The organism is Bacillus sp. THAF10 (assembly GCF_009363695.1).
Lineage (GTDB): Bacteria > Bacillota > Bacilli > Bacillales > Bacillaceae_I > Sutcliffiella_A.
The window spans coordinates 423803-445309 of record NZ_CP045403.1 but is presented as its reverse complement, the minus strand read 5'-3'; the positions used below and the strand labels follow the sequence as shown (position 1 = coordinate 445309).

General features: G+C 41.1%; 24 protein-coding genes and 1 other annotated feature. Of the genes, 2 read left to right on the top strand and 22 right to left on the bottom strand.

The genetic code is table 11. The annotated features are described in order from the left end of the window. Positions 1-17: 17 nt before the first annotated feature. Positions 18-779, bottom strand: a complete 762-nt coding sequence (locus FIU87_RS02410) for a class I SAM-dependent methyltransferase (RefSeq protein ID WP_152443107.1) — start codon at positions 777-779, stop codon at positions 18-20. A gap of 110 nt (positions 780-889) precedes the next feature. Here FIU87_RS02410 and FIU87_RS02405 point away from each other — a divergent pair, with 110 nt between their 5' ends. Beyond that, on the top strand, positions 890-1813 hold the full coding sequence (locus tag FIU87_RS02405; protein WP_152443106.1) for a ketopantoate reductase family protein: 924 nt from the start codon (positions 890-892) through the stop codon (positions 1811-1813). Positions 1814-2053: 240 nt separating this feature from the next. On the opposite strand, the gene FIU87_RS02400 is transcribed toward FIU87_RS02405, so the two are convergent. The 15 genes from FIU87_RS02400 to FIU87_RS02335 form a co-directional block, all read right to left on the bottom strand. Further along, positions 2054-2500, bottom strand: a complete 447-nt coding sequence (locus FIU87_RS02400) for a VOC family protein (protein ID WP_152443105.1) — start codon at positions 2498-2500, stop codon at positions 2054-2056. A gap of 12 nt (positions 2501-2512) precedes the next feature. Beyond that, complete coding sequence (locus FIU87_RS02395) at positions 2513-2731, bottom strand: hypothetical protein (RefSeq protein WP_152443104.1); 219 nt, start codon at positions 2729-2731, stop codon at positions 2513-2515. 67 nt (positions 2732-2798) lie between these two features. Next, positions 2799-3947, bottom strand: coding sequence for a Ger(x)C family spore germination protein (locus tag FIU87_RS02390; protein WP_152443103.1), 1149 nt, complete (start codon positions 3945-3947; stop codon positions 2799-2801). After that, positions 3944-5044: a GerAB/ArcD/ProY family transporter gene (locus tag FIU87_RS02385; protein ID WP_152443102.1), complete on the bottom strand. Its 1101-nt coding sequence runs from the start codon at positions 5042-5044 to the stop codon at positions 3944-3946. Before FIU87_RS02385 ends, FIU87_RS02390 begins: the two co-directional genes overlap by 4 nt. Before the next feature lie 21 nt (positions 5045-5065). Beyond that, positions 5066-6550: a spore germination protein gene (locus FIU87_RS02380; RefSeq protein WP_172970920.1), complete on the bottom strand. Its 1485-nt coding sequence runs from the start codon at positions 6548-6550 to the stop codon at positions 5066-5068. A gap of 167 nt (positions 6551-6717) precedes the next feature. Next, positions 6718-7650 (bottom strand): helix-turn-helix domain-containing protein, encoded by a 933-nt coding sequence (locus tag FIU87_RS02375; RefSeq protein WP_152443100.1) that lies wholly within the window; start codon positions 7648-7650, stop codon positions 6718-6720. Beyond that, the gene (locus tag FIU87_RS02370) at positions 7631-8185 is read right to left on the bottom strand and encodes a sigma-70 family RNA polymerase sigma factor (RefSeq protein ID WP_152443099.1); all 555 of its coding nucleotides are present in this window, start codon (positions 8183-8185) and stop codon (positions 7631-7633) included. Before FIU87_RS02370 ends, FIU87_RS02375 begins: the two co-directional genes overlap by 20 nt. A gap of 105 nt (positions 8186-8290) precedes the next feature. Beyond that, a complete protein-coding gene (locus tag FIU87_RS02365; protein WP_152443098.1) occupies positions 8291-8641 on the bottom strand; it encodes a hypothetical protein in 351 nt (116 codons plus the stop codon). A gap of 57 nt (positions 8642-8698) precedes the next feature. Continuing rightward, a complete protein-coding gene (locus FIU87_RS02360; RefSeq protein WP_152443097.1) occupies positions 8699-9328 on the bottom strand; it encodes a zinc dependent phospholipase C family protein in 630 nt (209 codons plus the stop codon). Positions 9329-9398: 70 nt separating this feature from the next. Beyond that, on the bottom strand, positions 9399-9557 hold the full coding sequence (locus FIU87_RS20870) for a hypothetical protein (protein ID WP_172970919.1): 159 nt from the start codon (positions 9555-9557) through the stop codon (positions 9399-9401). 79 nt (positions 9558-9636) lie between these two features. After that, positions 9637-10467, bottom strand: coding sequence for a sugar nucleotide-binding protein (locus FIU87_RS02355; protein WP_152443096.1), 831 nt, complete (start codon positions 10465-10467; stop codon positions 9637-9639). 57 nt (positions 10468-10524) lie between these two features. After that, entirely contained in the window at positions 10525-10932 is a 408-nt protein-coding gene (locus tag FIU87_RS02350) for a GNAT family N-acetyltransferase (RefSeq protein ID WP_152443095.1), read from the bottom strand. Between the two features lie 648 nt (positions 10933-11580). Beyond that, on the bottom strand, positions 11581-11820 hold the full coding sequence (locus tag FIU87_RS02345; protein WP_172970918.1) for a GNAT family N-acetyltransferase: 240 nt from the start codon (positions 11818-11820) through the stop codon (positions 11581-11583). Beyond that, positions 11813-12487 (bottom strand): GNAT family N-acetyltransferase, encoded by a 675-nt coding sequence (locus tag FIU87_RS02340; protein WP_172970917.1) that lies wholly within the window; start codon positions 12485-12487, stop codon positions 11813-11815. Before FIU87_RS02340 ends, FIU87_RS02345 begins: the two co-directional genes overlap by 8 nt. A 311-nt stretch (positions 12488-12798) precedes the next feature. Continuing rightward, on the bottom strand, positions 12799-14130 hold the full coding sequence (locus FIU87_RS02335) for an MFS transporter (protein WP_152443092.1): 1332 nt from the start codon (positions 14128-14130) through the stop codon (positions 12799-12801). A gap of 119 nt (positions 14131-14249) precedes the next feature. On the opposite strand from FIU87_RS02335, the gene FIU87_RS02330 reads away from it, so the two are divergent. After that, a complete protein-coding gene (locus FIU87_RS02330; protein ID WP_152443091.1) occupies positions 14250-15464 on the top strand; it encodes a helix-turn-helix domain-containing protein in 1215 nt (404 codons plus the stop codon). A gap of 67 nt (positions 15465-15531) precedes the next feature. On the opposite strand, the gene FIU87_RS02325 is transcribed toward FIU87_RS02330, so the two are convergent. From FIU87_RS02325 to FIU87_RS02305, 6 genes are all read right to left on the bottom strand, one after another. Continuing rightward, positions 15532-15969, bottom strand: a complete 438-nt coding sequence (locus FIU87_RS02325) for a cell wall hydrolase (RefSeq protein WP_152443090.1) — start codon at positions 15967-15969, stop codon at positions 15532-15534. Between the two features lie 69 nt (positions 15970-16038). Continuing rightward, positions 16039-16212, bottom strand: coding sequence for a hypothetical protein (locus FIU87_RS20865; RefSeq protein WP_216647534.1), 174 nt, complete (start codon positions 16210-16212; stop codon positions 16039-16041). A gap of 43 nt (positions 16213-16255) precedes the next feature. After that, a complete protein-coding gene (locus FIU87_RS02320; RefSeq protein ID WP_152443089.1) occupies positions 16256-17275 on the bottom strand; it encodes a serine hydrolase domain-containing protein in 1020 nt (339 codons plus the stop codon). 159 nt (positions 17276-17434) lie between these two features. Beyond that, the gene (locus tag FIU87_RS02315; RefSeq protein WP_152443088.1) at positions 17435-18598 is read right to left on the bottom strand and encodes a MalY/PatB family protein; all 1164 of its coding nucleotides are present in this window, start codon (positions 18596-18598) and stop codon (positions 17435-17437) included. Positions 18599-18615: 17 nt separating this feature from the next. Beyond that, positions 18616-20049, bottom strand: a complete 1434-nt coding sequence (gene proS / locus FIU87_RS02310; RefSeq protein WP_152443087.1) for a proline--tRNA ligase — start codon at positions 20047-20049, stop codon at positions 18616-18618. Positions 20050-20402: 353 nt separating this feature from the next. Beyond that, positions 20403-20610: a binding site (T-box leader), on the bottom strand. A 110-nt stretch (positions 20611-20720) separates the two neighbouring features. Then, positions 20721-21413 carry a hypothetical protein gene (locus tag FIU87_RS02305; protein ID WP_152443086.1) on the bottom strand — a complete coding sequence of 231 codons (693 nt, stop codon included), beginning with the start codon at positions 21411-21413 and terminating at the stop codon, positions 20721-20723. Between the last annotated feature and the right edge of the window lie 94 nt (positions 21414-21507).

Below are 21507 nucleotides of genomic sequence, written 5' to 3'. Positions count from 1 at the left end.
GCAGGCTCGTGCTTTTGTTAGTTTTTCACTGCTTGTAAAATAAAGCGGTTTTGCCTGATATCTAAATAGCCCTCTTTTTCAATGTAACAATGAATCTTGTAAAGCTGATCTATGTAGTCCTCCACCTGGAAGTTTTCAATTTGCCAAGGGATGGCTTTTAAATAATAGATGAGTGCGCCAACATCATAAAAGCGTTGGGACGGATACTCTTTTTTGCTGAGGAGTAGCTTGAAGCCGTGCTCCATCAGTTGATTTTCCGCAAATTCAAGCTTCCAGTGGTCATATTCCTCGTTGATGGGAGCCCCTAGTAGTCTATTAATCTCCTGGCAGTCATCTCCGCCCACCTGTTGGGTGAGAAAGGTGCCTCCGTCCTTTAAAACCCGCCTTACCTCCGCTGGGTCATACTCCTCGTGTTTGTTGATAATTAGATCAAAATGCTGGTTTGCAAATGGAAGCTTGTTATCCGGGGCTACTTCCACCACATTGACTCCCAGCGGTTCCAATCTTTTTTTAGCAATCGGGTAGTTTGGTTTGTAGCCCTCTGTGGCACAAACCGTTGGTGGATATGGCTGTAGCTTAGATAGCAGCTCCCCGCCACCTGTTCCCATGTCGAGCATGGCACTTGCTCCTGTCATCAATTCTTTAGCGATGCTGCCATAGGACCAGCTCAACAGCCCATTCGCCATTCTGCCAGTTTCAGTTATATGAGAGAAGTCCCATCCCGAAAAGCTGGTCTCTGTTTCTTTTACATATGCTTGAAATACTTTATCACTTTTCATTCTGTCACCTCCCTTTTACTATAGCAAAAGATGTCCACGTGAAGCAGGATGGAAGCGATAACTTAATATTGCTGTTACAATATAATCATACATATAGGGAGGGATTGTTGATGAAGATTCTTGTGGTTGGTGCAGGTGCTGTTGGTGGGTATTTTGGCGGCAGGCTATTAGAAAAAGGGGAAGATGTTACGTTTTTGGTGCGGGAAGGCAGGAAGCAACAGCTTGAGAAGACTGGCTTGGTGATTAAGAGTATGCATGGAGATGTCGTATTGTCGCCAAAGCTTCTAGTGAGTGGAGAAGCATCAGAGCCATTTGATGTCATCTTGTTGTCCATGAAGGCGTATCATCTGGATGCCGCGCTTAAGGACGTGAATCCCTATATCGGTCCAAAAACGGTTGTGGTTCCATTGTTAAATGGGATGGCACATATGAAAAAGCTAACAGAGGTGTTAGGTGAACAGCAGGTGCTTGGTGGCCTTTGCTTTGTAGAGGCGACCTTGGATGCAGATGGGGCTGTAGTGCAAACTAGTGCTATTCATGACTTGGTGTTTGGGGAACGCAGCGGGGAAAAATCAGACCGAATGACGAGAATTGCAGATGCTTTTAGCGGCACAAAAGCAAACTTTGAGCTTTCTGAAAACATGGATCAGGCAATGTGGCACAAGTATCTGTTCATTGCAACCCTTGCTGGTGTGACATCGTTGTTCCGCTCTCCGATTGGGCCGATTCGGGAGGATGCGCTTGGTGCGGTAACCATTCGTCAGACGCTTGAGGAGGTTGCTGCTATCATGAAGACAGTGGACGCGCCGCTTGGTGAAGGTATTGTGGATGGCAACTGGGATAAGCTTCATTCGATTGCCGGTTCCATGAAATCCTCGATGCAGCGTGACATGGAAAAGGGGCTTTCTGTGGAAGCGGAGCATTTTTATGGGTATTTGCTTGAAGTTGCTCTTGAAAATGGTGTGGGAGCGCCGACCTTGGAGAAAATTTATGCGAATTTGCGGATTTATGAAGCGCAGCGGAGTTTGATTTAAAGGGCTTTTGGAAAAAGGTAATCGGGGTTAAGTCTTAAGGTCTTAAGGCGGCGAAAGGTTATCAGCGGAAATCTTGATTTATCAGCCACTTTTTTGTTTTATCAGCGGAAATGGACTATTTATCAGCCACTTTTTCATTTTATCAGCCAAAACAGCCTACTTATCAGCCAGTCGACATGATCCGCTAAATACTGCAACTCACACTACCAAAAAAGACACGGAATCCCGTGTCTTTTCACATTACTCCTGATCTTCAATCACCAGCATGTTCCCTTCATCAAACTCCCAAAACTCTGAATAGGCAACCTCCCAGTAATAACCGTCCAGATCGGTGAAGTAGCCTGAGTATCCGCCCCAATCCGCTGTTTGTGGAGTTTTCTGAATGACGCCGCCTAATCTCTCGACTTTTTGAAAGATTTCATCCACTTCGGCCTTTGTTTTCGTATTATACGCAAGCGTAATTCCCTGGAATCCGCCGCCGACCACAGGTGGGTTTTCCTTATTAATGTCTTTTCGCAATTCCTCCAACGGGTAAAGCGCAAGGCGGGTTCCTTCATTTTTGAAGAAGATGATGGCAGGAGCTGTTTCCTCTCCTCTTATCGATGTATCAAAGCCTAAGTTTTTAAAAAAGGTATGTGCCTTTAGAATGTCTTTTGTTCCTAAAGTTAAAATATTTAGCCTGTTCATAATGGCCTCCCCTTAAAAAAATTGTCTGCATTTTTCGCAATATGGCGCAGTGTGCACTCTTTTTATTTTCGTCTGACATTTCGTGCAGGTTATGTAATTACTATTTTCCCCTTGCCCTAATCCACCAAACCCTCCGCGAAAAAAGCTGCGCATCGAGCTTTCAAACTTATTGACTAATAAAATCGGTATAGCGATGACAATGCCTAATAAGATGAGCGCGAAATAGATCATTATGGACCACCCCTTCTTCTTCTATACGGACGGGGTGGCTTTTGGGTTTCCTTTTTATTGTAGAAAATCACCAGTTGAAACTTCTTGGTATAGGGTTTTTATTATATAGACCCTTCTGCCCTGTTGTTTCTACTTCGAAATCTACTTTTACGGTAAACGTTGCTTCTTGGAATCCTGTTTCCTTCCAATTTAGTGATTGGTAGTTTTTACGATCCTTTATCCAAATTCGCTGTCCCAATAACCAGGGCTCCGCATTCGCATTTTGCATTTTCTTGATGGTTGCCTCCACATCTTTTTGTATTTCTTTTTCCATCTTTGACTCTAAATTTTTAATGAATTCTTTTGTTGTTTCTCCTGTTGAAAGCTCAACAATATTACCTTTTCCCCTTATGGAAATTTCAATAGACACTGGTTTTGTTTGAGGTATAGTGACCTTACTTTTCAGCATAATTCGCGATAAAGAAACAGAGATTTCTTTGCCACCTGAATGTACGTTTGTGACATAGTTCATCTCTTCCACTTTTTCTCCTTTGATTAGTTGGTTTGCAGCAACCTCCCTACCTTGAAGCTTTTCAACCAATTTATCATCTTTTAAAACCCCAACATCCTCAATGATTATCTCACTATCCAATGTCTGAGCAAAAGGAATGATTGCTGCTGATGAAACGGCATTTCTATCTCTTCTGTACTCAAAAATCCTTACTGGTTGGGTACGTTCAATTTTTTTATCTGCACCAAAGAAACGGTTTAAGTATAAAGACGGAAGCTTTATCAGCGAGGATTCAGTTCGTAAAAACTTACTTGCTTCTTCATCTTTGCTTATGATTAGGAACACTTTATTGCCGATATCTGGAATGCGATCGACTAAATCCAATGCACCATTTATGTTGGTTGAAGCGATTTCTTCAGAAATGACGATGACCTTTAGCTGACCAAAGAATAGCACGTTTGGTGTTTTGGTTTCTAAATTGGTGATGGCTTCCCAAACCGTATCTCCTTCACTTGTCATCACTTCGAACTCTCCAGATTTTGGTGGTCCTGTTCCACTTTTTTCGGTTTTCCCTAAAATAGGAAGCTGAATGCTTATCTTATATTTTTTCTCTTCCCCTTGGTCAAGAGAAACACCAAGAACCATGCCTCGTTCATCAATTTCCCTCATATCATTACAACCTACTAAAGCAACGCAACAAATAAGAAGAAGGATAGCACTTTTCATAACGATTGTCCCTGTGACTTTTTGGCTCTAATGTTCAAATAAATTAATAAAATACTTGGCATGACAAAGGACGCTATCAACACATTTATGTTGTAAAATTGCCATTGATCAACAAACTGAAAAGGCACCACAATTGCATAGATGAAGAAAAATGGTGTAATGAGGAAAATGAATACTATCTTCTTTATTTTTGGAAACAATTGCTCTAATAGATAAAGGGAAAACCAAAACAAGATACAGGCTATTTTAATAAAAGAAATAATCCAAAACCCTAGTAACAGCAGATCCATTCTTTCTAAAAGTCCTGTGCCTGGGGTGATGGATTGTGCCAATGTTAATATCGGAGAGGTTAGATTGATTGCTTCCTTGAAACCAAAAACTCCAAGTACCACCAGACTCTGAGAAACATAAATAGCCATGATAAAAAATAGCCCTAAACTCATCGCTCCAAAAATTTTCTCTTCTTTTTTTACATATTGCATTAAGCCTAATAGCGTTACTACACCCCCATACCTAGCAGCATCAGATAGAGAGCTTTTTAGAAATGTTGGGAAATTAACATCTATCATTGGGAGGATATAAATCCAATTGAAATACTCACTAAAAAAGCCATAGATAACAAAAGCACCTATCAAGAGGATTTCGGCAATAACGAAAATACAAATAAACCTAATGATGGTCAACAATCCTGCACTGACTGCAAGTGAGATTAACAGAATAAATGGGATCAGAATTAACAAGGTAGAGGTTGTTTTTAACATAAAGGTTCGAACGAGAAACGTGAGATCCTGTGTTACCTTCATCGTACTAAAAATTGCGCTGATCGTTAGGTACACTGTCACAATTAAATAAACAAAGGACCCGCCCTTCTTTTTCAGCTCCATAAAAAAATCGGTATTCCCATATAATCGAAAATAGGTTGCTAAAAGCCATAGCATGAAGAAATAAGGAATAGATGTTGCGATTAATTTTAGCCATGCACTTTGAATTTCTCCATCTGCTACATAAGGTAAAAAAGCGACACCTAACGTAATTGTAGAGGAAAAAGTAAAAGCAAAAACGTCAAAACCTCTTAAATTAGGAGTGTTATCTAGCATACATCTAACCTCCCCTTCCCACTATTTTGAGTATTTATTATTCCGAAGCCTAAAGAAAACGTCTAAAAGCTCTTTAGGATTAAAAGGACTAAACGGAGATAAATATGGTTTTCCGAAAGATTTTAAGTTACAAAGATGTAAAGTGAGAAAAGCTACTCCAACAGCTAATCCGAAAAGTCCCAAAAAAGAAGAAGCAAAAAGAATGAAATATCTTGCTATTCTCCAGGATGAAATTAAGTGCCAGGTTGGAAGAGTGAAGGAAGTAATTGCCGTTAGAGCACTTACGATAATCATCGTATTACTAACCAGACCTGCCTCTACTGCCGCTTGACCTATTACTAACCCCCCTACAATTCCTATCGTTTGCCCTACGAAACTTGGCAATCGGATACTAGCTTCGACTAGAATGTCCAATGCAAAAATCATCATCAACGCTTCTAAATATACGGGAAACGGGATATTGTTTCTGGATTCAGCAATAGACAATGCAAGGGTTGTGGGTAACAATTCCGGATGATACCCTACAAGCGCCACATATAAAGCCGGAAGAATGGTGGCAACCAAAATGGACGTGATTCTTAAAAACCTAATAAACGAATTATCCAAAGCCATTCGATAGTTATCTGGGCTAATTTCAATCAAATTAAATAAAGTAATCGGTAAGACTAGACAAAACGTAGAGTTATCAATTACCACCACTATTTTCCCCTGACTCAAGGCAACCGAAGCAAAATCTGGCCTCTCTGTTTCGTATACTTGAGGAAAGATGGATAATGGAAAATCCACGATCTCCTTTGCAAGTTCTCCACTATCATTTAACTGCTCCATTTTAAAATGCTCGAGACGTTTCGTCACCAGCGTTAAAAGCTCTGGATCGACATATTCATCTAAATACAAAAGACCAACATGGGTATGACTCAACGTGCCAATGGTAAACTCTTTTAACTTTAATCTAGGGTCCTTTATCATATTTCTTATTAAAGCAATATTGGTTCGACTATCCTCAATGAAGCCAATCTTAGGTCCATAAACTTGGTATTGTGTCGTCGGTTCTGTTAAATTCCTTTTTTCTGTTTTCCTGTATTTCACGATAATCGGGTTACTTTCTGGCAAGTGAAGGATAATATTCCCATCCAAACAATCTTGAATACAATGCTTCCAGTTATCCGCTTCTATGTAATCGGAATTCTGGATATTTCTCTCCACTCTCCTTTCCATGTCCGATAATTGGAAAGGATTTTTTAGTAACAAAACCTGCTCTAGCTTTTCAATATCTGCTATTCCCTTAAAAAAATAAATATAGATTCCTTCTGTTCCGCTGCTAGGTATGTAATGAAATTGAAAATCATCACAATCCTTAAAGGCCCTCCTCATAATATTGCAGAATGGCTCTTGTTCTTTAGGGATCTTGTTCACATCTTCAATATGTAAGGTGTTTTTCAAATAATCTTCATAATTTGGTTGAACAGGTGACATTGGTTTTTTTGGACGATTTTTTTTAAACATAGCATTCTCCATTTTTTAGTGGTCAACCTTGCAGCATCCTATTAATAAGTCTTTAATAATCTTCCTACAATCCACATTTTTATACTGTAGATGAAGGTATTTGGTCATATTTACGTACGTGAAAAAGCACTAACCTTTTTAAGGCTAGTGCTAGACATTTATCAACATTATTCATTCACCAGTAGCTGTTTTAACCGCTTGCCATCTTCAGGTTCTAGCTTGCCGATATTTTCGTTCGGGTTGAAGCTTAAAATCTCTATACTTTGATTCCCGTTGATCCAAATTCTGTACTCGTAGCTTTTTACAGCTTGATCTTCTTTTAATTTATAAAAAAGTGTTGCTCGGACATCCTCGTGTTTTGCCCATGAAACTTCAATCGTTGTGTCCCAACTTACTTTGTCCATAATAGAATTTATTTCTGATAATATTTGTTCATCTGTTACTGTTAACTTATCCTCTGGAACGCCACTTTCTCTGACTAGTTCCACTTCCATCTTGGTTAATTGCTTTTGGAATGGATTCGGGTCATCAGCTACTTGAACGACCGTTTCTCCGTAGCCTTGGCCGTTTAAGTACACCTCCAATTTCCACTCACCGCCATAAGGTAATTCAAAGGTTGTCGTAAAGCGTTCCAGACTTGTGTATCCTGAGGAAGGCTCTGTTATTAGTTCCGATTCCACTGCCTGCACACGATGCTCGGTCTCCTCGTGAACAGCTGTAACGGAAAGCTCTTTTCCCTCATACGTGTCAAAGGGCTCATGGAAGCTAAAAATGTAGCCATACGGCTTTCCTGCATGCAAGAGCGGATCAGGCATGACGCTAAACAGCTCTCCCGTTTGTGTAACGTCGTCGCCGGAAACATTTTGAGGTTCGTTTTTTTGCTGACCTAGAAACTCTGTTGTGATGAAAAAGGCGAAGAGGAAGATGGCAAAGGTGGAAAGGCTTATGATAACTAGCTTGTTCGGCCGTTTCGGTTGCTGCGTGATTGATGTGTGGACTGCATTTCTAATTTTATTTTTATGAAATTCGGTAAAATGAACACCCTTGTGTGTGGTGCTATCCATTGCTTTTCGAAGCTTTTTAAGTTTCCTCTCCATCATATCCACCCCTTTCCATCATTTTTTTCAGCTTTTCCCTACCTCGATTTAATCTTGTTTTGATGGTGTTTTGGTTTGTACCTAGGAGGGCGCTAATTTCTTCAATGGAACACTCTTCATAATAATACAGCGTGATAACCTCTCGATATTTTATGGGGAGAAGAAGAACACTTCTAGATAGGAACTCTTCCTCGCTTCGTTTCAGGAGATCTTTTTCCGGCGATAATTCCCAAGAGGTAAAAAATGCGAAAAGATTAGAATCCCTGATGACCCTTTTAAAGCCGGCACTTTTCAGCAAATCCTTGGACTTATTGATGGCTATTCGGTAGAGCCATGCCTTGATTGAGGCAACCGCTACGCTTTTCTCATAATTTTGATAGCACTGAACAAACACATCCTGTACAATATCCTCCGCTTGCTTCCAATCCTTCACATAGTTATAAGAAAGCCCCGTAAGACGCTCCCCATACTCTTCCATCAGACTCTCCAGCCAAGCAGCTCGTTCCTCCAATAACTCCTCATTCTTAATCTTCCTCACACGCCTCTCACCCCACTTCTATCTAACCTTAAGACGATTAAGTTTGATGCTGGTTTCATTTTTTTCATAAAAAAGAACCAGTGGGACGGTTCTCCTGGCTCATTTTCATCTGCTAAAAACCCCTTTTATTCGATAGGACAGTGATGGCTTCAATCCATCAAACATTCCTATTGTCGTGTCATGTTGTTCATAGATAGTGAATTCTGTGAGGCCGCCTGACCGCTCTTTTTGCACTAGAAAGTTTTCCTGATCGGTTTTTAGCAAAAATATGTTATCTCCCATAGGTTGAATGTCTTTAATGTCAACATTGTGTAAATCAAGTATCTCTAGAATGGAAGAAGACATGGCTTTCAACTCTTTTTCCCCTTTATAGCCTGCATAAAAATCTAGCGGGTTGAAAAATAGAGTGATCGTTAAAAGTGTAAGAACGATGACACCGATTGTTTTTCTTTTCATGTTTTCCTCCCTCTTGTTTGTACTTAATGGTTAGACGGAGGTACAAAGAGGATGGTTTCAGAAAACAAGCGGAGTTTGTAACTTCTTAAGCTTATGTATCCCAATCTCAATAGATGTCTCTACATATCCGATAATTTGTTCTAACGTAAATACTTGCAAAGGCTCTGTTAAGGCTTGTTCGTTATATTCTAAATCGCCGATAACATATGGCACGAATTTCTTCACCTGTTGGACACTGACCTCTTCCAAATCGGTATTGGCTGGTGTTTGGGTATATGCGTTTCTTATCTCTTTTGAGCAAGAGTAGTAGTCTAATAATTTGCCGTTTAGTAAGTGGAAGTCCCGGTGATAAAGCTTGTGCAGATTTTCATCCGCTTCCATTCTGTTTTTCAGCCAGGATTGGTAAAAGCCCTTCAGCCAGATGTCATCAGCGACAAGGTGAGTGTAATAGCCGAGCAAGTAATCATGATTATTCTGAGCCATGTACTTTTGGAAAAAGTGGTCATAGTCTACTCTTCTAGAAAAGTCCTGAGAATCTCCAATAAAAAAGTGAGAGGCGTTTTTCTCATCCACCGAGAAAACAGCGTCCGCTGCAACACTACCATACATAAAGGATGCTTTATCCTTGATGGCTAGCCTTTCTGCTATTTTATGGCCGATGATGGCGTGCATGATTCTCGAGCCCATTGCTACTCCTCCTTTCCGACAGGGAAATGACTCAGGTGGATTTTTTGGACCACAAGAAGTGTCCCATGTCTCATTCACATTGCTTTTGATAGATTTTTACTAATACGTTATAGATATTGTTTAAGCATAGTAGAATCAGTCCAAGCATAATCAGAGTGACGATTTCTCCGGTGAAGAAAGCTACTATCGCTAGGATGAAAAAGTATATACTGTATAGCCACGTGTTCATTTTTTTTCCTCGTTTCTTGTTTTTGTAATTGAGAGTTAAATTAACCGTTGATGGAAGTATGGTTTACAAATGAATTTACCTACACACATCTAAATTCAGTTGAAAGTATCTTGGTGGCCTTTTGCGTATTCAGTGATGTATCTAAAGGATAAAAAGCGTCTTTCTCTTGTTGGATTTGTACTGGTTTTAAGAAAGTACTTTTCCACCCAAGTTGATGAAGCCTTTTCTGAAAAAATGAAAAGTAACTTTCTTTTTTGGTAGGACCTACATGTAAGAAACCATTAACTTTATTTACTGCTACCTCTAAAATAGCATTTGCTAAATCTTCTACATGTACAAAGGTTCTATAACTGTTAGAATACGCTTCTGCTGGATCATTCTTTTTAATGTTGGAGATTATTTTTGATGTCCTATCTTCTATTTTTTGGTTCGCAGATTTCCCATATATAGGACCTGTTCTAATGATGACATGATTACTGTGCTCGGTTACTATCATCTGTTCAGCTTTTATTTTTGAGTTTACATAAACAGCTAGAGGGGATTTTACGGATAATAATGCTACTGTGTCCGTTTCACTATATCCTCCTTTTCCTTCTGAGAACACGGCATCTGTTGATATAAATACGATCTTAGTTTCCTTTCTAACAACGTTCAAAAGATTTTTAAGACCCTTATTAATTAATTCGTGTTCTTTTTGCCTATTCATCAATGTCCAAACAATAACATCTGGGATTATCTGTTTTATTTTTGTATCCACTAATTTCTGATTTATTATATCTAGTTGGATGCAACTTTCACTCTCTTGAGCTGTTCGTGAAGTACCTATCACTTTTGCATTTTTCATCTGTGAAGCCCGGTTAAAGACACAAGATCCTAGGTAGCCAGAAGCTCCTAATATAAGAATCTTCATTTCTTTTATTCCTATTCTTTTTTATTTTTGGTAGAGAATGGACTGGGGTTAATGCTTCTAAATTTTTTTCGTAAGAAGAATTTCCAGTGGTTCACCCTCAAGTAAAAGACAGCCAGAATCCTTGTATCCTAGCTTTCTATAAAAGTGCTGTGCTTCCTCGTTTGCCTGGGTAGATGTCATGACCATATTCAAGCCTTTGTTTTTCATTTCATCCTCCCATCGAGCTACCGTTTGTTTTCCCACACCTGTGTTGCGGTATTGCTCGTCTATCCAGATCATGTTCATAAACGGCGTGTTGTCCCAAAAGTAGCCGTATCTCATCCAACCGATTCGTTCATTTTGGTCGTTTCGGAGTATGTATATTTCTTTTGCATGGATTTTGGGTGAAATTAGACTATTTAATAGATGCTTGTCTTGTGTCGCAAGATATTCGTAATCCTCTTCGGTGGCAAAATTGATGTTCATCTTTATCTCCTTTCTGCAAGGGTGGACCGGGGGAACGTTTCTTGTGGTTTTTTTATATGTTGAAAGGTGAAGGAGAACCCTCCCCACGGTTCACTTAACTCCGCTGTTTTTTGATTGAGAAGTATGTAACCGCTATGGTTGTTAGTAAAAGTAGGAACATGCCTAAAGCGACGAATGGTGACATGCTATATCCTTGTATGAGCTGAAATATGTTTAAGATTGCAATTAAAATGAGCGCTATGTAACCTTTTCTTTGATTCTTCGCAAAAATAGATTGGAAAATGACACTAACCAACCCCAAACTAATCAAGTAAGTAACTAAAACAACAACAAAAACCCAATTTTCAAACCCCATTCTCTCTTCCTCTCATTATTTAGAATACTCTTACATTAAATATACCATATTTTAGGTAAGCGAAGTGGTGGTTTTCCACTTCCATGGGGTTTCTTCACTCAAAAAGAAGCAATCCCATTAACTGAAATGAAATTGCTTCTAAGGATTGTGACACTTTTGAGAGTTATTGTGACACTTTTTGAGGTTATTGCAACACTTTTCAGATTTATTGTGACACTTCTAATAGTCTCCCAGATTCCTAGCCACCTTCGTCCCTTAGTGAACCGCAAAAACCGTCTCCCGCCCCGCTCCTCTCAAAGCTCCTTCACATAAACCGCGGTTTGGGAATGAGCCTTCATTCCCACGTGCTCATAGAGGCGGTTGGCGTTTGTGAGACTGTCGGAGTCTACGTATAGCAGGATGGTTTTTTGATTGCGTTGGTAGGCTGTTGCGAATGCGTGAAGGAGTAGTGCTTTTCCGATTCCGTGCTTTCTGTAAGCACGTTTTACGCCTAGCAAATCGATAAATAGTCCGTCCTCTTGCATTCTACTCATCAGAAATCCCACTGGTTCCGCAGAGACTTGGGTCGTAGTGGTCACCCTTTTTTTGAGAGATCCAGGTTTTGAAGTCTTTTTGTGTATAGCCCCAAGCATCGCGAAAGGTTTCGTCGTAAAGGAAAAAGAGTGCTTCTTCCTCTTTATCCGGTACGAAGGTTTGTAACTCGATTCCTTCAGGTAGCTCGGACTCGACCGGTAAGCCCCCTAACTTAATTTTCATCCGTTCATATAATCTACTAAATTGGTAGCCATGGTTCTCCACAAGCGCTCTGGCAGCAAGATTGGTAAAGGGGATTTGATTCATGAGCCATTGCTCACCCTCTCTATTTTCCGAAAGGAGCTTTGCCCGTGCCTCAATTTTATGAAGAAGCGCGGTGCCAATGCCTTGATTTTTAAAAGATGGATGAACAAATACACAGGAATCCATTCTGTTAGCTCCAGTCATCTCGACAAAGCCATAACCGATGATTTCGTTCGCATCTGAAACAGCAATCCATGCATCTGTTTCAATCCTAATAGAGTTCCACATGTCCAGAACGTCTGAGAGTGTAATATCTGGCTCCCCTATTTCCTCGATATCACACTGTGCAACTAAATCTGTAACTGCTTGTGCTGCTTCTAATGTTGGATGTTGAATCCTAAACTCTTCTTTATGATTTACCATTGTTATTTGCCCCCTAGGGTAGATGCTAGTGAATGAACTCTTATTCATTTAATTGTATTCTGCCCTCTAAAGCTACAACACTCTCCAGGGATGGATTTATGCTCCATCCCTAGACTCATAGTTTGGGATCGCAGGATTTTAGGAAGCACAAGAACCGTTCCTTTCTTCCACTCACTTAGAAGGGGTATTTAGATCACACTTTCAAAGGTTATTAAGACGTATCTCCATTTTTAAAAATCTTGATTTTATCCTAACTCCTGCCTCCTTGTTACCCCAATAAACCGCAAGAACCGTCCCACTGGCCCACTTCCTCAAGATGCTGCAGATCCTTGCCCTTGCTTTTTTCTAAATCCGAGTGAACCGCGAGAACCTTCCCCCTGTCTCCATTCTGGGTGTGCTTTTTTCACGACAGATGGGCGGGCCATGATGAGCATGGTAATGATGAGCAAGCCAGCTGAGATGAGTAGGATCCATTGGCCTGGGAAGATGTCGTAAAGGATGCCGAAGATGACCATTCCTAGTGGCATGAGAGCCATGGCCATGGTTTCAATGGTGGAGAAGACTCTTCCTTTGTATTCGTCGTCAATCGTTTTTTGCAGCATCACTTGGATTGGTGTGTTGACGATGATGATGAAGGATCCAAAACTGAACATGATTACCATATAGAAGGTGAATGTCATCCAGTAGTTCATAGGCAGCACAAGTGGAATGGAGATGGCTCCCAGGATAACTCCCATTGCGATGACGCCCCTCTTTGAAACTAGCAGTGGGTATTTTACTTCTTTTCGCATGGAAAAATAAATCGACATGAGGAGCATGCCTACTGAAAATGCGCCTTGCGTGAAGCCGAAATGCTGTGATTCTATTTTCAGTTTTTCTATTAAAATATAGGAATAGCCGACTTCATAGGCTCCGAATAGGAAATTGATGAGCAAGCTGATCCAAAGCATAATCATGACGAGTGGTTGGAGTCGCAGGTATCCTAATCCTGCTTTCATACTTTGAAGCAGGGATTCTTTTGCTTCTCCCTCCTCCTTTTTCTTAGCAGGTGCAGCAAAAAGGCGGAAGTTCATCGTCGATTCCAAAACAACGGCGACAGCCGACAAGATGATATAGGTTCCAAGGAAATACGGAATGGACACCACTCCATATAGAAGACCGCCAACTGCTGGACTTCCAATTGTTGCAAAGGAAAACGCCATTTGGTTCAAAGACATTGCCTTTTGAATTCTTCCTGGATCAATGAGTCCTGTGATGGATGATGTAAATGCAATAGCTGAAAAGGTGGATGTTAAAGACAAAATGACGGTCGTGGTGTAGATGGCTATGAGGGAGAGTCCGAATGTTAGTGTATAGGTGAGTAGTCCCACAATCGCAAGTGTTGTAGCAATTTGTGCCATGATGACGATTTTTTTCCGAGAATACCTATCTGTGATGGCTCCGGCAAATGGACCGGCAAGTGTTCGTGGTAGTAGGTTACAAATAAGATTGGTGGCAAAACTTGTGGCAGATCCTGTTGTTTGTAAAATGTAGAAGCTAATCGCAAAGGCATACACCTGAGCGCCAAATGAGGAAATAAGTTTACTTATCATGAAGGTATATAGATGATACGTTGCCCTTTTTATTTTTAAGCTTTCTTCCATGGTATAGCACCTCTTTTTTAAAAGTTTAATTTAATTAAACAAATCATATCATGGGACATGCTTCCATTTCAAGCAAAAGTTTAATATAATTAAACAAAATAGGCGGGAGGTTTTTTCAGATGCTTGGAGACCGTATTCGAAAAATAAGAAAACAAAAGAAGCTGACCTTAGAAGCGGTGGCTGGAAGGGAGCTTTCGAAAGGGATGCTGAGTTTGATTGAAAATAATAAGGCAAAACCTTCGATGGAAAGCCTAGCATTCATTGCTGGACAGCTAAAAGTGGAGGTTTCAGACCTGCTCGGGGAAGTCAGTACAGATGAACTCCGTGAGATTTTAGAGCCAGCAGAAAAACTCTATAACACACCTGTTACAGAGTTAGCGAATAAATACCGACAGCTAGTGGAACTGCTTTCTCCGCATATTGGAAAACTATCGCACGGCTATGAGAGTGCACGGCTTTTGGAGATTTACAGCTATGCGTTGCAACAAGATAATAAACCTGGCTGGGAAGACTTAATAAATAAAGCAGCGGATATGTTTGATCAGATGAATATCTCCTCTAACCGCGCATCGATTGGAATATTCAGATCGAGCATTGCATTTGTGGAGCACGACTACAAAAAAGCGCTCGAGATTTTTCAGGCGGAACGAAAAGAAATTGAGGCAAAACACAACTACATAGAACCTTTGGCAAGACTTGATTTAGATTATCATGAGGCGATTTTCTTGTATGCCGTGGGAGCTGTGAAGGCCGCAATGGAAACCACAGAAAAAGCGCTCGCCTTTTCAAAAGACAAACGTATTTTCTACCGTATGGATGATATGTACCGTCTTGCAGCAGCACACGCGTTGATGGAGGGGAATGTGACCGAAAAAGACTATTATCTGCAAAAATTAAAACAATACGGTGAATTTGCAGAAGATAATATGGCGCGGTATTCCTACCAGCTGTTCCACATTTTTTCTCTAATTCAGGAAAAGCATGATTATGCAGAGGCGCTCGAGAAAATTGAGGAAAACTTAGCCGATCCAGAAATGGTGGAGTTTTTTCACCCATGGTTTCTATTAGAAAAAGCAAAATCACTTTATTATCTTGGGCGCTATCATGAAGCAATGGAAACAATAGAGAAAGTGCAGATGCCAGACATCATTCACCATCCCATTGACTTATCCGACTTTTATCTAAAAGAATCCTACAAAGCACTAATTTTGACTGAGCTCGGTAGAAAAGAAGAAGCAATCGCCGCAGCCCAAACAGCCGTTGACAACTTCCACCCACTTCCGGACTCCAAACTAAAAAAATTCAGCTCGGAAGTTCTAGAAAAATTAAAATGAAACAAGGGGACGGTTCTAACAGTTCAATCGCTTTGCGAAAGAACAAGGAGAACCGTCCCCCAGTTTTTTAACCGGAATACACACTTGCGCAGGTGCCAGCTATTGGTTCGTAGTAACAGTGATTTTTATATTGACCCGCAAAGGGTTGGTCGTACCACGTTGGTGGGCATGGTGCGTATGGATTGAAATACCAGAGGGCGTATTTGGCTGGGTGTTCCCTCCAAGATGTTAAGTTTCTTTTTGCTAACTTTTTTTCTACCGATCTTGCTCTGTTGTAAAAAAGGTTCCCCTTTTGTACCGCTTCGAAAGAATAGTTTCCGCCCTGCACTTGATAGATAACCTGTGGAATCGTTCGTACTTTTTTAAAATCTAAACAATCTGCAACCGCTCTATTAACAATGACATTGCCCACATAGAGCATGCCTTGCTTGCCTTCTCCCTCGGCTTCGGCTCGCATCATTCTTGCCATTAACGCAACATCTGAATCTGTATGCTTTACTCTCATTTTTCTCACCCCAACATAGTGTATGCAAACGCCTAGGTTGGGGTTACGCCAGTAAACCAAAGGGCGGGGTCAAGAAACTCTCCTCTCCCCCATCTCTACATCCATAAACTTATAATAGGGAAGCAACAACCCCACCATCGCGACTCCAAAAATCATGAATCCTATCAGAAAGTACAACGGCCTTACTCCCCACATTTCACTAAGCATTCCACCAACCAATACGCCAATTTGATAATTAAACAAAGAAAGACATAACTGCACCAAACAGATATGCCTCACTCCTTATTTAAATAAATGCTTCTATCAAGTACATCAGCTTATGGGGACCACTTTCCTTATTAGAAGGGATCACGACAATGGTTTCTGAAGCTGGATAGTAACCTGATGCGAAGCTTACTCCGGGGTCATAGCCCATGACATGGTATTTCACTATTTTGTCACTCTCTTTTTCAATCCAAATCCCGTAGCCATACCAATCTTTCTCGTTTTCGGATTGGATTTTCGGCGTCAGCATATTAGCCACCATTTCTTTACTCATGAGCTTTCCGTTAAATAATGCTCGCCAAAGTTTCTCCATGTCCCCTGCAGTAACATAGGCTCCACCATCAGCTCCACCCTTTATCGGGATAGAGTAGCTGTTGGTCTTCCAGGAGCCATCTTGATAGTCGATATAACCTAATGCTGTTCTACCAGGTAACCGATCAAAAGAGAAGTAACCGGATTCAGTCATTTTTGAAGGACCAAAAATATGCTCCTCCACATAATCGGTAAAAGTAACTTCCGCTACCTTTTCAATAATCAAACCCAATAAAATAAAGCCGGCATTATTGTAGTGAAATTTTTCACCTGGCTTGCATTTCATATTATCATTCTGGAACATTGGGAGAAAATTCGCTAGCTCTCTCATGCGATACATTGGATTCTGCACCCAAAGCTCTTCAAAATCATCCATTACATCTTCGTCAAAATAATCAGGTATACCCGATGTATGAGTCAGCAGATGGTGGATCGTCACTTCTTTATCGAAATGAGGAAAAGAATAATCCAATAAACTGCACAACTTTGATTGAAACGAGAGCTTTCCACTCTCCACCAATTGGCATATACCAATCGCTGTAAACAGCTTGCAGCCTGATGCAATTCCAAATCGCGTGTTCATCTTATTTGGAATGGACTCTGCCCGATTGGAGAAACCATGTGCACTGGAATGGATTATCCCAGTAGTATTCACCACATGTACAACACCTGAAAAGTCTATTTCATTTACCTTGTTAGCTAATTTCGTTGCTAGTTTTACGGTTTCCACTTTGGTTAAACCCCTTTATATCCTTTTGACTCGTGGGACGGGTGACAATATGTATGCGGTTAAGGACTCAAAATATATATTATCACACTATTTAGGTAATTAGAGTTGGTAATGAAGATTCTCACCTCCACTACGAAAAAACCCGCTAACAAACTTACGTTAGCAGGTCTCCCTCTCCTTAATAGCAGCTTTCATCCTAAGAAGTGCTTCGGTCAGCACCTCGCGTGGGCAGGCAATGTTTATGCGTTCAAAGCCCTGGCCGCCTCCACCAAATTTCATTCCTTCATCCAGACGGACTCCCGCTTTTTCTAAAAAGAAGGCATGCAGTTCGTTTGGTGGGATTTCTAGTTCACGACAGTCCAACCAAATTAGATGAGTAGCCTCTGGTTTTACTACTTTTATGCTAGGAATATGCTCTTCCAAATAGGAGCAAACATACTCTAAGTTAGCATTTAAGTACTTCTTCACTTCCACTAGCCACGGCAAGCCTTTATAGTAGGCGGCGATCGTTCCTTCTACCGCGAATGCATTGGGTCGCATTAGCCCAAATCCAATGAGCAGTGTTTCATATTTCTCTTTGATTTCTTTATTTGGAATGATAAAAATAGAGCTTTGCATGCCGGCAATATTGAACGTTTTGCTTGGTGCCGCGCAGGTGATAGCAAAGTCGAGATGGTCAGGGTGAACCTTCGCAAACGGTATATGCTTGTGCCCTGGAAAGGTGAGATCGCCATGCATTTCGTCTGAGATGACAATCACTCCATGCTTTTCACAAATCTCGCCAATTTTCCTAAGCTCCTCACTCGTCCACACTCTTCCGACCGGATTGTGGGGACTACAGAGGATAAACACCTTCGTATTTGGCTGCGCTGCTTTCTCCTCAAAATCCTCAAAGTCCATTTTATAGCCGTCCTCCGAATAGAGGAGGAAATTGTGTAAAATCGTGCAACCTTGTGTTTGAATAGTAGAAAAAAACGGATAGTACACAGGGTCCTGAACGATAACAGCATCTCCTGGTTTGGTGAGAGCTTTCAGCAAAAGATTCATCCCTGGAATAATTCCGGGACTAAACGAAATCCACTCCTGCTTCAGCTCCCAATCGTACTGCGTTTTCCACCAGTATTCTACTGCATCGTAATACCTCGCGCAAAAAGTACTATATCCATAAATCCCATGAGTAGCTTTTTGGCTAATAGCATTAACAATCTCATCTGAAACCTGGAAATCCATATCAGCAATACAAAGTGGGATGATATCCTGATCCTCGATATACCATTTGACGGAATGTGTTTTTCGGCGGTCGATAAATTGTTCTAGCTGCACAGTTGTCTCTCCTTTAATTAGTACGCTTTTGCCCAATATACCATATGCTTGGCATTTTTTCCGCAGCATACACAAGTTTTTCCTACCTCTTCCTGTTCAAAAGGCATGCATCTCGAGGTGGCGCTCGTTTCTTCTTTTATTTTTTCTTCACATGCTTGCTCGCCACACCACATCGCTTTGATGAAGCCGGCTTTGTTGTCAAGTTGATGCTTGAACTCTTCAAAGGAAGTTGCCGTACTTGTTTTTGTTTCGCGGTGTGCGCGTGCTTTTTCCAGCAGACTTGTTTGGATGTCTTCTAGTAACTCGTGAATGGTTGCTTCCAATCCTTCTAGTGGGGTGATAACCTTCTCCCCTGTGTCACGACGGACCAACACCACCTGTTGTTGTTCGATGTCGCGCGGCCCAGCTTCGAGGCGTAGTGGAATTCCCTTCATTTCGTATTCGTTAAATTTCCAGCCAGGCTTTTTGTCGCTCGCATCAATGCCAACACGGAAGGCAGCGGAAAGCTTTTCTTTTAGTTCATAGGTAAAATCAAGCACGCCAGCCTTATGCTGCGCAATTGGTACAATCATGACCTGCGTTGGAGCAATTCTTGGCGGTACAACTAGTCCTCTGTCATCGCCATGTACCATAATCATGGCGCCAATAATACGGGTCGTAAATCCCCATGAGGTTTGCTGAACGTATTCTTGTTTTCCTTCTCGGTTTAAAAATTGGATGCCAAATGCTTTGGCGAATCCGTCTCCAAGATGATGAGAGGTCGCTGATTGCAGCGCTTTTCCGTCATGCATCAGGCTCTCAATCGTATAGGTATATTTTGCTCCAGCGAACTTTTCTTTTTCGGTTTTTTGCCCTTTTATGACTGGAATGGCTAGATAGTTTTCGCAGATGTCCGCGTACACATTTAGCATTTTCACAGTTTCTTCGTGTGCTTGTTCGTCCGTTTCGTGACAAGTGTGCCCTTCCTGCCAAAGAAACTCTAGGGTGCGGAGGAAAGGCCGGGTTGTTTTTTCCCACCGCACGACATTCGCCCACTGGTTGTAAAGCTTTGGTAGGTCTCGGTAAGAATGGATGATGTTTTTGTAGTGCTCGCCAAAAAGAACTTCCGAGGTCGGGCGGACAACAAGACGTTCCTGCAGCTTTTCGTCACCACCATGTGTGACCCAGGCGACTTCTGGAGCAAAACCTTCGATATGGTCCTTCTCTTTTTGAAGCAAGCTTTCTGGAATAAAAAGTGGCATATAAACATTTTCGTGGCCAGTTTCTTTGATTTTTTTATCCAGTTCTGATTTGATGTTTTCCCACAGTGCGTAGCCGTATGGGCGAATAATCATGCTCCCTCTGACGCTCGAATAGTCGACGAGCTCTGCTTTTGTGACCACATCTGTGTACCACTGGGCAAAGTCTTCGTCCATGCTAGTAATTTTTTCTACAAATTTTTTATTGGACATGGTGGTGTGCTCCTTTTTTATAAAAATGTGTAATTTATTGAGGATGTTTGCTAGTAAAAGTAGGCAAAATTTGTGTTAACTGATCAAAATTTGCTGCTGTTTCCCTTTGGAACAACAAAAATGAATGTATCCAAGGTGGCTGAAAGGTTAATTTGGAAAGTTCGTGCCGAAACGCCCCGAGTTCGTGCCAAAACGAGGCAAGTTCATGCGAAAAGACCCCAAGTTCGTGCCAAAACAAGGCAAGTTCATGCGAAAAGACCCCAAGTTCGTGCCAAAACGAGGCAAATTCATGCCAAAAGACCCCGAGTTCGTGCCAAACCCATTTTCAACCATATAAAAAAGCCCCGCTTCACATAAGGGACCATTCCTGGCGGTACCACCCTTATTCAAAGCAAGGCTTTACTCTCAATGTTTGGTAACGGGGCTCTCCACCCGCTGCACCATTTCCGATGCAGAACTCAAGAGGCAGGTTCAAATGCTCAAACTATAGGCACCTCTCACCACACAGCGCCCTCTCTTTCTAGTCGAACTCACTCTACTAATCCTCATCAACGTCTTATCATATTTGAAAAGATTATAAAGGAGAGTTGTAATTATTGTCAATAGGTGGACGATTCTCCTAGTTCATTGATTACCAACAAGCACGGTGGTGCTTCTGTCTACTTTATAGGTTAAAGAAGATGTTCTTTCCGTTTTTCCTGTTTTGGTGGTTTGTTTGAATGTAACAAGAAAGGTATCCTTTTCGCCTCATAAGGTGTGGCCGAGGTTTCCCTCGTAATCAAGGTGTTATCATGGACTTCTTCATTAATTCCGATTTCTTTTGGGAATTTTTCGATGTCAGTTCCAGTTCCCTCGGTTGCACGAGCCACCGCTTGCTCGGCTGTAAATGGCGGGAGTGGTTCGTTTTGAAGAAAGGCAAACCCAAAGAGTGCAACAAAAATTGCTGGCGCTAAGAGGTGAACGGGCCAGGCCGATTTGTTTTTCGCTACTCTAATAAGCATCCACCGATCAACAAGCGCATAGATGGTAGCAGTAACTGCTCCTCCGATAGTAAGAAGATGAATAAATGGCTCTTCTATGAACAAACCAGGCAAGGCACCAAAAATAGTATGTAAAAGAACATAAAAAATGTGAAATGGTTTGTTCAGCTTTGAGTACAAGTATTCTATGCCAACAGAGATAAGATTTCCATAAACAATCACAAACAAAGCGACATACATTCCAAAAAAAATGGTCCAACCCAAAAAGTATTGTGAATAAGCATGTGGCTGGACATCACGAATAGACCCAAATCCAAGTATCATTGATATTACCAATATACTAATATAAGTGGCAGATAGTTTACGATAAATGTAGATTCCCAACTGACTTCGCCTCCAATCCAATGAAGATACACCTGTATTATACCTCATTATGGTAAGCATTGGATAAAATCCACACAAAAACCCACCCGCACAA

Excerpts from the sequence above, each read along its gene's own strand:
- FIU87_RS02410 (WP_152443107.1), bottom strand. The coding sequence starts at position 779 with ATGAAAAGTGATAAAGTATTTCAAGCATATGTAAAAGAAACAGAGACC.
- FIU87_RS02405 (WP_152443106.1), top strand. The coding sequence starts at position 890 with ATGAAGATTCTTGTGGTTGGTGCAGGTGCTGTTGGTGGGTATTTTGGC.
- FIU87_RS02400 (WP_152443105.1), bottom strand. The coding sequence starts at position 2,500 with ATGAACAGGCTAAATATTTTAACTTTAGGAACAAAAGACATTCTAAAG.
- FIU87_RS02395 (WP_152443104.1), bottom strand. The coding sequence starts at position 2,731 with ATGATCTATTTCGCGCTCATCTTATTAGGCATTGTCATCGCTATACCG.
- FIU87_RS02390 (WP_152443103.1), bottom strand. The coding sequence starts at position 3,947 with ATGAAAAGTGCTATCCTTCTTCTTATTTGTTGCGTTGCTTTAGTAGGT.
- FIU87_RS02385 (WP_152443102.1), bottom strand. The coding sequence starts at position 5,044 with ATGCTAGATAACACTCCTAATTTAAGAGGTTTTGACGTTTTTGCTTTT.
- FIU87_RS02380 (WP_172970920.1), bottom strand. The coding sequence starts at position 6,550 with ATGTTTAAAAAAAATCGTCCAAAAAAACCAATGTCACCTGTTCAACCA.
- FIU87_RS02375 (WP_152443100.1), bottom strand. The coding sequence starts at position 7,650 with ATGATGGAGAGGAAACTTAAAAAGCTTCGAAAAGCAATGGATAGCACC.
- FIU87_RS02365 (WP_152443098.1), bottom strand. The coding sequence starts at position 8,641 with ATGAAAAGAAAAACAATCGGTGTCATCGTTCTTACACTTTTAACGATC.
- FIU87_RS02360 (WP_152443097.1), bottom strand. The coding sequence starts at position 9,328 with ATGGGCTCGAGAATCATGCACGCCATCATCGGCCATAAAATAGCAGAA.
- FIU87_RS20870 (WP_172970919.1), bottom strand. The coding sequence starts at position 9,557 with ATGAACACGTGGCTATACAGTATATACTTTTTCATCCTAGCGATAGTA.
- FIU87_RS02355 (WP_152443096.1), bottom strand. The coding sequence starts at position 10,467 with ATGAAGATTCTTATATTAGGAGCTTCTGGCTACCTAGGATCTTGTGTC.
- FIU87_RS02350 (WP_152443095.1), bottom strand. The coding sequence starts at position 10,932 with ATGAACATCAATTTTGCCACCGAAGAGGATTACGAATATCTTGCGACA.
- FIU87_RS02345 (WP_172970918.1), bottom strand. The coding sequence starts at position 11,820 with ATGAGTAGAATGCAAGAGGACGGACTATTTATCGATTTGCTAGGCGTA.
- FIU87_RS02340 (WP_172970917.1), bottom strand. The coding sequence starts at position 12,487 with ATGGTAAATCATAAAGAAGAGTTTAGGATTCAACATCCAACATTAGAA.
- FIU87_RS02335 (WP_152443092.1), bottom strand. The coding sequence starts at position 14,130 with ATGGAAGAAAGCTTAAAAATAAAAAGGGCAACGTATCATCTATATACC.
- FIU87_RS02330 (WP_152443091.1), top strand. The coding sequence starts at position 14,250 with ATGCTTGGAGACCGTATTCGAAAAATAAGAAAACAAAAGAAGCTGACC.
- FIU87_RS02325 (WP_152443090.1), bottom strand. The coding sequence starts at position 15,969 with ATGAGAGTAAAGCATACAGATTCAGATGTTGCGTTAATGGCAAGAATG.
- proS (WP_152443087.1), bottom strand. The coding sequence starts at position 20,049 with ATGTCCAATAAAAAATTTGTAGAAAAAATTACTAGCATGGACGAAGAC.